This is a genomic window from Pseudomonas sp. HS6-2, from assembly GCF_049325675.2.
In the GTDB taxonomy this organism is placed as follows: Bacteria; Pseudomonadota; Gammaproteobacteria; order Pseudomonadales; family Pseudomonadaceae; genus Aquipseudomonas; species Aquipseudomonas putida_N.
The window spans coordinates 3,610,728-3,622,330 of the sequence record NZ_CM143906.1; the positions used below are offsets into that span (position 1 = coordinate 3,610,728).

The 11,603-nt window shown below is 62.8% G+C and carries 10 protein-coding genes; 3 read left to right on the forward strand and 7 right to left on the reverse strand.

Annotation, left to right across the window (positions count from 1 at the left end; translation table 11 throughout):
- Positions 1-19: 19 nt before the first annotated feature.
- Positions 20-1,204 carry a M20 aminoacylase family protein gene (locus tag ACOKS3_RS16725; protein ID WP_103447781.1) on the reverse strand — a complete coding sequence of 395 codons (1,185 nt, stop codon included), beginning with the start codon at positions 1,202-1,204 and terminating at the stop codon, positions 20-22.
- 1 nt (position 1,205) lies between these two features.
- A complete protein-coding gene (locus ACOKS3_RS16730) occupies positions 1,206-2,510 on the reverse strand; it encodes an MFS transporter (protein ID WP_422764067.1) in 1,305 nt (434 codons plus the stop codon).
- Between the two features lie 374 nt (positions 2,511-2,884).
- On the opposite strand from ACOKS3_RS16730, the gene ACOKS3_RS16735 reads away from it, so the two are divergent.
- A complete protein-coding gene (locus ACOKS3_RS16735) occupies positions 2,885-4,015 on the forward strand; it encodes a porin (RefSeq protein WP_103447783.1) in 1,131 nt (376 codons plus the stop codon).
- Here ACOKS3_RS16735 and ACOKS3_RS16740 read toward each other — a convergent pair.
- Positions 3,992-4,930, reverse strand: a complete 939-nt coding sequence (locus ACOKS3_RS16740) for a LysR family transcriptional regulator (protein ID WP_103447784.1) — start codon at positions 4,928-4,930, stop codon at positions 3,992-3,994. The two genes, ACOKS3_RS16735 and ACOKS3_RS16740, sit on opposite strands and share 24 nt — an antisense overlap.
- Positions 4,931-5,058: 128 nt before the next feature.
- Here ACOKS3_RS16740 and ACOKS3_RS16745 point away from each other — a divergent pair, with 128 nt between their 5' ends.
- Positions 5,059-5,772 carry a GntR family transcriptional regulator gene (locus ACOKS3_RS16745; RefSeq protein WP_422764069.1) on the forward strand — a complete coding sequence of 238 codons (714 nt, stop codon included), beginning with the start codon at positions 5,059-5,061 and terminating at the stop codon, positions 5,770-5,772.
- A gap of 9 nt (positions 5,773-5,781) precedes the next feature.
- Here the strand turns inward: ACOKS3_RS16745 and ACOKS3_RS16750 are convergent, their stop codons facing one another.
- The 4 genes from ACOKS3_RS16750 to ACOKS3_RS16765 all read right to left on the reverse strand — a co-directional run bounded on the left by ACOKS3_RS16750 (position 5,782) and on the right by ACOKS3_RS16765 (position 9,805).
- Entirely contained in the window at positions 5,782-6,732 is a 951-nt protein-coding gene (locus ACOKS3_RS16750) for a PDR/VanB family oxidoreductase (protein WP_103447786.1), read from the reverse strand.
- 57 nt (positions 6,733-6,789) lie between these two features.
- Positions 6,790-7,851, reverse strand: coding sequence for an aromatic ring-hydroxylating dioxygenase subunit alpha (locus ACOKS3_RS16755; protein ID WP_422764070.1), 1,062 nt, complete (start codon positions 7,849-7,851; stop codon positions 6,790-6,792).
- 114 nt (positions 7,852-7,965) lie between these two features.
- Positions 7,966-8,676, reverse strand: coding sequence for a murein L,D-transpeptidase catalytic domain family protein (locus ACOKS3_RS16760; protein ID WP_422764116.1), 711 nt, complete (start codon positions 8,674-8,676; stop codon positions 7,966-7,968).
- Positions 8,677-8,770: 94 nt separating this feature from the next.
- Complete coding sequence (locus ACOKS3_RS16765) at positions 8,771-9,805, reverse strand: L,D-transpeptidase (protein WP_103447789.1); 1,035 nt, start codon at positions 9,803-9,805, stop codon at positions 8,771-8,773.
- Between the two features lie 261 nt (positions 9,806-10,066).
- Between ACOKS3_RS16765 and ACOKS3_RS16770 the strand changes: the two genes are divergently transcribed.
- Positions 10,067-11,587, forward strand: coding sequence for an NCS1 family nucleobase:cation symporter-1 (locus tag ACOKS3_RS16770; RefSeq protein ID WP_422764071.1), 1,521 nt, complete (start codon positions 10,067-10,069; stop codon positions 11,585-11,587).
- The last annotated feature ends 16 nt before the right edge of the window (positions 11,588-11,603 follow it).

An 11,603-nucleotide genomic window follows, 5' to 3' on the forward strand; every position in this document is an offset into this window, starting at 1 on the left:
ATAGGCGTTTTTTTGCAACTCAACTCAGGTAGTCCTGGACCCATTTCACCCAGCACTCAGCGCCTATCTTCACCAGCGCATCGTTGAAATCGTAGTGCGGGTTATGCACCGAGCAGCCATGGAACTCGCCAATACCGTTACCCAGCATGAAATAGCAGCCAGGCCGTGCCTGCAGCATGTAGGCGAAGTCTTCGGTGCCCATGACTTTTTTCGGCATCTTGTCCAGCAGCGCACCGTCATCGAACAACGGCCTCAGGCTTTCACGCAGCAACGCGCTCTCCTGGTCGCTGTTGCACAGCGCCGGCGCCAACTGGGTAAACTGCACTTCGATCTGCACGCCGAAGCTTTCAGCGTGCCCCTTGACCAGGGCGTCAATGCGGCTGTTGATTTTCTGCTGGGTTTCGGCCGTGTCGGTGCGCACGCTCAGCAGCATGCAAGCCTCATCGGGGATGATGTTGTAGACCGTGCCGGCCTGGATCATGCCAATGCTGATGACCGCGTATTCCTCGACGCTCAGGTTGCGCGACTTGATGGTCTGGACGGCGCTGATCAGGCTGTTCAGCGCCATCACCGGGTCGACCGAAAGCTCCGGCATCGCGCCGTGGCCACCCTTGCCGGTGACCCGAATGCTGACGCGCTGCGAAGACGCCATGGTTGGCCCGGCCTGCACCACGCAGGTGCCCACCGGCAAGCCGGGCATGTTGTGCAGGGCATATACCGAATCACATGGAAAACGCTCGAACAGGCCGTCGTCGAGCATCGCCCTGGCCCCGGCCAGGCCTTCTTCATCCGGCTGGAAGATGACATTCAAAGTGCCATTGAAATTGCGCGTGGCCGCCAGTTGCGAAGCGGCTGCCAGCAGGATTGCGGTATGCCCGTCATGGCCACAGGCATGCATGCGACCGGGGATCTTGCTGGCATGGGCAAAGGGGTTTTTCTCGGTCATGGGCAAGGCGTCCATGTCTGCGCGCAAACCGATGCTGCGCGGGCTGTTGCCCACCTTCAACACGCCGACCACACCATGCCCGCCGACGTTGCGATGCACTTCGTAGCCCCACGCCTGAAGTTTGTCGGCCACCAATGCGGCCGTGTCGGGGGTGTCGCCGCCAAGTTCCGGCGCGGCGTGGATCTGTCGGCGCAGCATGACGAACTCGTCCAGCGCCGCGGCCTCGCACCGAGGCGGGTTGCTCAGGAACGTACCCATGTCATTCGCATCCTTTGTTTTCAGGGAAATAGTTGAGGCAGACCAGGCTGACAACGCCACCGCCCAAGAGGAAATAGGCCGGCGCCATCGGGGTTTGCAGCGCGGCGATCAGCCAGGTAGCCACCAGCGGCGCGAAGCCGCCGAAGAGCGTCACGCCCAGGCTGTAACTGACCGAGGTACCAAAGGACCGCCGGGCTTTCGGGAAGCCCTCCATGATCAGTGCGAAGAACGCGCCCGCGCCGATGCACGTCGGCAGGATCAGCACGGCGACGCACATCATGGCCAGGCCCATGTCACGTACCTGCCCGAGCAGGTAGAACACTGGCAGGATCAGCACTACCGGCGTGGCCACCGTCCACGCCAGCAGGCGCTTGCGCAGTTGATACTTGTCGGCAAATTTGCCCGCCAGCGGACAGATGACCGCCATGCAGCCGCTGCTGATGCAAGCGATCGCCATGGCGCTGCCAGGCGGATACTGCAACGTGGTGGTGAGGTAGGTGGGCATGTAGAACACCAACAGGTACATGCCGATGGTCGAACTGGCCATCAGGCCGATGCCCAGGGCGATGCGCTTGAGTAGTTCGGCATCGAGCCCTTGGCCACCGTGGGACACTGGTGTCGCCTCGTGGGTTTCTGGCAGGCGCGTGCGAATGTACCAACCGACTGGGCCGATCAGCAGCCCGACTATGAAGGGCACCCGCCATCCCCAGCTTTCCAGGGCTACGGGGTCGAGCAACTGGTGCAGCGCAAAGCCGAAGCCGGCGCCCACCAAGGCAGCATACCCCTGGCTGGCGGCCTGCCAGCTGACGTTCCGGCAACGGTTGCGCAGCGCACTCGATTCCATGAGGAACACCGATGCAGTCCCGACCTCCCCGCCTGCCGACATGCCCTGAATGAGCCGGCCGACCACCAGCAGCAGCGTGGTGAAAATGCCAATCTGCGAATAGGTGGGCGCAAAGGCGATCAACGCTGTACCCAGGGTCATCAGGCCAATGGTAAGGCTCAAGGCGGCCTTGCGCCCATGCCGGTCGGCGTAGCGGCCGATGACCATCGCCCCGATCGGGCGCATCAGGAAGCCCACACCAAAGGTGGCCAGCGACATCAACAACGACGCCGTCGCCGATTCGGAAGGGAAGAAATGCTTGCCGATCAGCACGGCGAAGAAGCTGTAGATGGTGAAGTCGTACATTTCCAGCGCATTGCCCAGCGAACAGGCGATCAAGGTCTTGCGCGAGGAAGGCACCCCCTGCGCGGCGCAATGCGCGCCCGGCTGCACGGCGGTCGATACGGGTAGCGGTGTTGTCATTGTTTTCTCCGATGGCAAATCGCGGCGTGCAACGACTATCGGCCAATCGGGCAATCAACACACTTGCAGTTTGGGCATGTAAATAACCGCGGGTTAAGCGCCCCGTGCAGGTGCCGGCCAATATGCCCTGAGCTGGCGCACTGTTTGCCGTGCCGGTGCCCGCTGCCCCACTAGCGCGCACCGATCCGCACACCGAACGCTGGCGTGTCGGGTGTTCACGGCCGCTCTGCAGCAAGCGTTCCCGCCCAGACGCGCGCAGCGCCAGGGCCTGATTAACCACGCGGCATAGGGTTGCCGAATAAGCAATCGCACTGAAACGATCTGTTCACCGACGCTACGGGCCACCCCATCAGTGAGTTGGCCTGGAGTCGTGAATGAACACTCGCACTACCTCGATGCTGTTGATGATTCAATGTGTTTGCCTTGCCGTGCCGGCGCACGCCGAGGGCTTCCCGACCTTGGGTCGGATTGCGCCAGGTTTCGGTTTTTACGGGGTCGATAACGGTTTCGATGACAAGCTCAAGCTCTACGGCACCTTGGATGCCTTCACCAGCTATCACGACTCGCAGCACCATTCGGGTTTTCGTCTGGCCGGTGGCGGCGCATGGACCAACAAGCTCGGGCTGTATGCCAGGAAGGCGGTTGGCACCGATACCGTTCTGGAACTCGATGTCGAGGAAGGCTTCAACGTCAATGGCAAAGCCTTGGAGGGGACCTGGGACACGATCGGTAGCCTGCGCCTGGCAACGCTGGCCCTGCGCTCGCGAACCCTGGGTAAGCTTGAGTTCGGCAAGACCTACAGCATGGGCACCCCGACCTACGCCGACCCGTTCCTGGCCACTTATGGCTCGCCTTACACCTTCCTGGCCCTGCCTGCCGCTGGCAAGGGTGCCTACAACCTCGACCTGCGCCCGAAACACACCCTGGCATACACCAGCCCGACCCTGAACGGTTTCACCCTCGGCACCGCTGTGACCTTCGGCTTCGATGATGCCGCCAGCCAGGGGCGTACCGTGCGCGGTGGCGGCGCCCGCCTGCAATACCGCACCAGTGAGTTGATGCTGCTGGCCTCGTACAACCTGTATTACAGCGACCCTTGGGACGACGGTAGCCGCTCGCGCCAGACCGCCAACCATTACAAGAGCCTGTCGACGTTCTACGATTTCGGCCCGCTAGCCACCAGCCTGACCTGGCAACACCAGGACGTGGACCAGCCCGGCACACCCAGTACCACGCTGTATACCTTCGGCGTGATGGCACCGGTTGGCCAACTGGACGTGCTGCGCCTGGCCGTGATGCAGCGCCAGGTCACGGCGAGCGACAAGAACGCGCAAGGGGTGATGCTCGGCTACGATCACTTCATCAACCCGCGCTGGGCTGTCTATGGGCGGGTTGGGAAGATCTTCAACCAGCCTGCGTCCTCGGTCACCTACGCCGGCACCCCGCTGGACCAGGTTGGCGACGACCCCAGCAACCTCTCCCTAGGCATGTACTATCACTTCTGACGGCGCCGGGCGGGTTTGCCTGAGCACCTGCCCACGCAAGCTGTGAAAGAGTTCCTGAGCCGGCGCGGTAAGGCTGTGGCGGTCGATGCAGACCAGGTTGACCGGGTAATCCGGAATCAGCTCCTGCACCGCCACGGCCAGGTATTCGGCATCAACGCCAAAGGTAAACCCCTGGTCCACCGCCAGCTCACTGATGGTCATCAACGATTCGGTGTTCTTCAACAGCTTGAGCGCCATCATCACGGATGTGCACTCAACGGTGTTCTGCGGGACGCGCAGGCCGTTGCTCTCGAACAGCTGGTGAAACTGTGACGCCTGGTCCGAGAGCTCATCCAGGCTGATCCACGGGGCGTACTGCAAGGTGCGCAGCGACTTGGCGAACTTCTGCTGATTCGACGCATGGCAGATTACCCGGCCCTTGATGCTGCCAAGCGCCTCCCAGTCGAGGTTCAGCCGGCTCAGCGGTTGCTGCGAGGTCAGGGCAAAATCCAGGCTGCCATCGCGCAGCCGTTGCAGAATCTGGCTCGGGCGCAGGTCGGTAATGGTGATCTTCACCCGCGGGTACTTGCGCCGGAAGGCCAGGATGCTGTCGTCGACCCCGTCCAGCATCGCCGTCAGCGAAGTAACCCCGATGGACACCGCACCCAACGCGGCATCCTGGATGCTGGCGGCTTCGATCTGCAGGCGACGGATGCTCTCCACCACCAGGTTGGCATGGCGGATGACGCGCTTGCCTTCCTCGGTCAGGACCATGCCTTTGGGTGAGCGCTGCAACAGGGTGAAACCGACCTCGCGTTCCAGTTCCTTGATCGAACGGCTCAGTGCAGGCTGGGTGATGTGCATGAGTTTGGAAGCTTCGAGGATGCTGCCGGCGTTATGGATGGCGACCAGCGCCTTGAGTTGGTGCAGTTTCAAGCGTCTTTACCTTATTGTTAGCGGGCCTGTTCCATGCCGCGCACAGATTACCGCAAGCTCCACCTGCGCGGTGCAACGTCCGTGCCGCTTGCGGTACCATGGCGGCCCCTTCTTTGAGGTCGCGTGCAATGAGCAAACACGGCCAGACCATCCTGGTCGCCCTGCGCAAGATGATCGCTTCCGGCGAGCTGGCCGGCGGTGAACGGCTGATGGAAGTCCCTACCGCGGAACGTTTCGGCGTGTCTCGCATGCCGGTGCGCATGGCCTTCCGCACCCTGGAACAGGAAGGCCTGCTGGTGCGCCATGGCGGCAAGGGCTTCCAGGTGCGTACGCTGAGCGTCGACGACCTCACCGGCGCCGTGGAGGTGCGAGGCGTCCTTGAAGGGCTGGCGGCACGCCTGTGCGCCGAACGTGGCCTGGACGCGCACGCCATGGCCACACTGGCGCAGTGCCTGGATGAGGGCGACGCCCTGTTCGCCAAGGGCTACATCACCGAACAGGACCTGGCGGCCTACCACGACCTCAACGTGCGCTTGCACCATGTGATCGTGGCCGGCAGTGGCAACCCGGCAATTGCCGAGGCCCTGGCACGCAATGACCATCGTCCGTTCGCCTCGGTATCGGCGCTGGCCTTCGACCGCGACGACATGGCCAGCGAATACCGGCGCTTCAATTTCGCCCACATGCAGCACCACTCACTGGTCGATGCACTGCGCAACGGCCAGGGCGCGCGCGCCGAAAGCATCATGCGCGAACATGCCAATGCCACGCTGCGCTATGCCGAAGTGTTCGGCGCGGCCAGCACGGCAAGTGGCGTCCAGGTGATTTCCAAGGGCAACTAGGCGCGCACTTTACAGGTCCAACACCAGCATCGGCGTCCTGGCCCGTGAGCAGCACGGGGTGAACTGGTCGTTGGCGGCCTGCTCATCCTCGGTCAGGTACAGGTCGCGATGCTCCGGCACGCCTTCCAGCACCCGGGTCAGGCAGGTTCCGCATACGCCCTGCTCGCAAGACACTGCAATCGGCACGCCATGGCTTTCCAGGACCTGGACCACGGTCTTGTCCGCCGGGATCTCGAAGACCTGGCCGGTGCTGCCGAGCCTGACCGAAAACACCCCGTCATCCGCAGTGTCGACCGGCGCGGCGGCGAAGTATTCGCGGTGCAACTGGGCGTCCTCCCAGCCATGACTGCGGGCGCTGTCCAGCACATGCTGCATGAACCCACTCGGTCCGCAGACGTACAGGTGATCCTCCACGCCGGGCACTGCCAGTACCTGGGCCAGGTCGAGCCGGGTCTGCGGGATCGCGTCGAAATGCAGATGGACCCGGCCGGCGAACGGTGTCGCCGCCAGGCGTTCAAGGAACGCCGCACGCTCGCTTGAGCGGGCGCAGTAATGCAACTCGAAGTGATCGCCCTGCAGCCACAGTTGCTCCGCCATGCACAGGATCGGGGTGATACCGATGCCGCCGGCAAACAGCAGGCTGCGCCTGGCACCGGGTGCCAGGGCGAAGAGATTGCGCGGCTCGCTGATCAGCAGCCGCTGCCCCGCTTCAACCTGCTCGTGCAGGCAGCGGGAGCCGCCGCGTGACGCGGCATCATTAAGCACGCCGATCAGGTAACGGTGGCGCTCCTGCGGGTGATTGCACAAGGAGTACTGGCGCACCAGGCCGCCGGGCAAGTGCACATCGATGTGCGCTCCGGCGCTGAATGCGGGTAACGGCTTGCCTTGGGCGCAGCTCAATTCGTAGCTGCAGATACCTTCGGCTTCACGGGTTCGGGCTGTGACGACAACTTCAATCATGGCTCACCTTGCATGGACGGCCACCGGGATAGCCGTGCTGGGCATCGACAGGGACTGTTACTGCGCGGTTGCGATCAGCGGTACAGCGACGCTGGACTGCTCTTGGGCGATCAGCCGCTCTAGCACGCGCCGCGCCTGCACTCCGCCGGCATCGATATTGAGCTTGAGCAAGTGACGCTGCGGGTTCGCCAGCAGGTTGGCCTGTTGCTGTTCAAGCATGTCGAGGTCTTCGCTGAAGATCTTCCCCTGCCCTTCGCGGATGCTGGCGGTCAGTGCCTGATCCTGAGGGTTGAAGTTGCGCGCCATGCCCCAGAAGTACCAGATGGAGGTCTCGGTCTCTGGGGTGATGAAGTCGACGACGATGCTCGACGCTTTGTCCTGGGCCGCCGCGTGGTAGCCGCCCTTGCCGGCAAGTGCCACGCCCACTTCGATCAGTACATGGCTGGGCGGGGTGAAACGGCAGATCTGCCAGCGGTCAACCGGCTGGTCGTCGGGCAACTGGTTGCCACGCAGCGCCATGCGCCAGAACGGCGGCGCCATGATGTTTTGCATGTGCCGGGCAGTGACCACCTCGTCGCCGTGGACCGTGGTCACTGGCGGCGCTTCGTCGATTTCCTTCTGGCCGATGCTGGAGGCATGAACGTAGGTTTCGTGGGTCAGGTCCATAAGGTTGTCGATCATCAGGCGATAGTCGCAATTGATGTGGAACAACCCGCCGCCGTAAGCCCACTCGTCACTCTCTGCCCACGGCAGATGGCAAAGGCTGGCGGGGTCGGCCAGTGCCTGTTCGCCGGGCCAGACCCAAACGAAACCATAGCGCTCGACCGTGGCATAGGCCTTGTTGAACGGGAACCCCCGTACCCGCTGGCCAGGCATGTCGACGGTCTTGCCATCGCCGCCCATGACCAGGCCATGGTAACCACAGACAAGGTTGCCGTTCTCGACATAACCCAAGGACAACGGTGCCCCGCGGTGCGGGCAGAAATCCTCCACGGCGCAGATCAGGTTTTGCTGACCGCGATAGAACACCATCTTTTCCCCGCAGATCTGCCGGCCCAGCGGCTTTTCGGTGATCTCGTCAGGGGTGCAGGCTACATACCAGGCGTTTTTCGGGAACATCCGATTCTCCGATTGATTGTTTTTGTGGATCCATTAACAACCAAGAATCGGATATCAGTCAATAAAAAAGTGGCTTATGGAAATTTATGGATCCATAAGCCACCTGTAGCGGGGTTACTTGCTGGCGACCGACTGGTTCGCCAGCGGGCAGCTCTGGGCATTGAGAAAACGCGACTTCTTCAGCCAGTCCTGCTGCGGGTAATAAGCAAACACATAGCTGCCCCGTTGCAGCGTGTCGATCAGCTTGCCTGCGATTGCCGGCCGAACGGCCGGGCAGCCCTGGCTGCGCCCCAGGCGACCGAGACCGGGAACGACCTTGGGGTCGGCATAGGCGGCGGCGTGCATGACAATCGCCCGCGACATGCTGTTGTCGTTGAACCCCGGCTCCAGCCCCTGCAGGCGCAGCGAGCGGCCGTGCTTGCCGCTGTAGGTCTGGCCGGTTTCATACAGGCCGAGGGAGGATTGGTAGCTGTTGGGGGCGTTGGAGAACGTCGTCGGCACATCGGCGCCGCTGTTCTTGCCGTGGGCGACCCACTCCTCGAACAACAGTTTGCGCGCACGCAAGTCGAACACCCACAGGCGCTTGTCACGCGAGGCCTTGGAGTAATCGATCACCGTCAGCAACTTGTCCCCATCGCTGTGGCTGGCACACGCATAGGCTGTAAGGGCCAGGTTCAGGGTGGAAAGGCTGGCATTGGGCGCCAGTTGCTGCAGTTCGGCGGCGCTGGGCAGGGGCTGCGCGTGGGCGGTTTGCCAGGCGCAGAGGAAAAACAGGCCGATACTGGCCACTGAGAGCCGAATGGCTCCCCGCAAGGGTTGGAACATCGACATGGTTACCCCGGTAAAGGCCTGTCAGCAAAAAGTCAGCTGGCTTGCGGCCAAAAGCCACCACTTTGCTTGAATTCTTCGGGATTGCCGATCACTTCTTGACCAATGGCTTGTGTTCTTTACCGTCGTCGGTGCTGATCACCGTGAACTTTCCGTCGCTGCGGGTATCCCGGGTCGACGCCCAATCGGTGATCACCAGCATCGTGCCGACGTCCATCGCCGCGCGCAGGTGCTGGCGAAACTCCGGGTTGATGTTCAGTTGCCCCAGCTGTTCATAGGGTGTATCCCCGTACTCCGGGTTGCTCAGGGCCACCACCGACCAGCGTAAGGGTAGCGCACCGTCGAGCTCCAGGGCGGAGGGTTTTTGCAGCAGCGAATACACCGCCATGCCACTGTGGTGCTTGCTGTTTTCAAGCGAGAGTGCAGGCGCCGAGCCGATCAGCTGGCCAGCGCGATACACGTAGGCGCGCAGGTCGGCGCGACTGACCAGGATCGACAGCGGCCCAGCCGTCGGGCCCGGGTCGTTCCAGAACTGCTGGTTACTCAGTACCAGCGGGCCCTGAGCCTTGCCAGCGTTGACCGTTGGCGCCAGCACGCCAGGGTGGTAGACCTCCACCGGTGCACTGTGGGTATCGGAAACGATGACGGTGGTCGAACTGAAGCCGGTGGCCTCATACAGCTTCTTGGCAAACTCCAACGGCAGGCGCACGCAACCATGGGAAGCCGGGTAACCCGGCAGGTGGCCCGCGTGCAGGGCGATACCGTCCCAGGTCAGCCGCTCCATATAAGGCATTGGCGCGTCGTTGTAGAGGCTGGATTTGTACTCGACTTTCTTCTGCAGAATGCTGAACACCCCGGTGGGGGTTTCCCGCCCTGCCTTGCCGCTGCTCACGGTGCTGACGCCGATGGCGATGCCATTGCGATAGACGTAGGCACGTTGCTCGGTGAGGCTGACCACCACAGTCACCGGCCCCGCCGGCGAGACCTGCGGGTACCAGAGAAACTGGCCAGGCTTGAGGTGATCGATCTGGCTCCTCAGTGCGGCCGGGGTGGGCACCTGCAGCGGCGCCGCTTCGACCACGGTGGCGGCAAGCAACAGACCCAGCGCGAGCAATGCATGCAACATCGAACTGTTCCTCATGGCATCCTGGCCTCAGCTTATGCGCAACGTGCCCCGCAAGCCAGCCAGAGCATCATCGCGGTGCGCGGGGGTAACAACCGCACACAAAATGTGCACAAACTTCCCACTTCAAAGCGTAATCCACAGCGCAAAAAACCGCGAAAAAGCACAGGGGCCGTGAATTTCAGCACGCCCATGGGTTGGTACGAATCTTGTTTGTATACAAATACAAACAATAAAAGTACACACAACCATCATGGAGTCCCGATGGCGTCGATTTCCCGTTCCGATGTTGGCCAGCTTGCCGATTGCCCCGCCGAAACGGCCGGCCCCAGTGAGGCGCCGTTGAGCCCACGCCTTTACAGTAGCGATCTTGCGCCGACCCGTGCGGCCAATCGCACCTGGGGGCGCTACAGCCTGTTTGCGCTGTGGACCAACGACGTGCACAACATCGCCAACTACTCCTTCGCCATCGGCCTGTTCGCCCTGGGCATGAGCGGCGCGCAGATCCTCACTGCCTTTGCCCTCGGTGCGCTGGTGATCTACGGCCTGATGAACCTGTCCGGCTACATGGGGCAGAAGACCGGCCTGCCCTACCCGGTCATGTGCAGGATCAGCTTCGGCATCCATGGCGCGCAGATTCCGGCCCTGATCCGCGCGGTGATCGCCATCGCCTGGTTCGGCATCCAGACCTACCTCGCCTCGGTGGTCCTGCGCGTGCTGCTCACCGCCATCGCGCCGGACCTCAAGGCCTACGACCAGAACGCGATCCTCGGCCTGTCGACCCTGGGCTGGGTCACCTTCCTCGGCATCTGGTGCGTGCAGGTGGCGATCTTCGCCTATGGGATGGAGATGGTGCGCCGCTTCGAATCCCTCGCCGGGCCGATCATCCTGGTCGCCTTCAGCGGCCTGGCGGGCTGGATGTACTGGCGCAGCGGGCTTTCGATTGCCTGGTCCAGCGGCAACGCGCCGACCGGCACCGGCATGTGGCTGAAAGTGTTCGGTGCCGCCGCGCTGTGGGTGTCGCTGTACGGCACCATGATCCTCAACTTTTGCGATTTCACGCGTAACTGCCCGGATCGACGGACCATCAGCGTGGGCAACTTCTGGGGCCTGCCGGTGAACATGCTCGGCTTCGCGCTGATCGCCGTGGTGCTCGCCGGTGCGCAATTCAGCATCGACGGCAAGCTGGTGCAAAGCCCGAGCGAAATCGTCGCCGCCATCCCCAACACCGCCGGCCTGGTGCTGGCCTGCCTGGCCTTCCTGCTGGTCACCGTGGCGGTGAACATCATGGCCAACTTCGTCGCCCCGGCCTTTGTGCTCACCAACCTGGCACCGAAGGTGCTGAACTTCCGCCGCGCGGGCTTGCTCAGCGCCACCATCGCGGTGGTAATCCTGCCGTGGCACCTGTACAACAGCCCGTCGGTGATCGTGTACTTCCTCGGCGGCCTGGGCGCCCTGCTCGGCCCGCTGTACGGCATCATGGTCACCGACTACTACCTGGTGCGACGTGGCCGGGTGAACCTGCCGGAGCTGTACAGCGAAAGCCCTGAAGGCGCCTATCACTACCGTGGCGGGGTCAACCTGTGCGCTGTGGCGGCGTTCATCCCGGCCTCGCTGATTGCCATCCTGCTGGCGCTGGTGCCGGCGTTCGAGACGCTGTCGCAATTCTCCTGGTTCTTCGGCGCCGGGCTGGGCGGGCTGATCCATTACGCCATGGCCAAGCGCAGTGCGCGGTATCAGGACGTGTCTGGCGAAAGCATCGCCGTGGACGCCGCGCACCACTGATTGGTGCTTGGCTTGA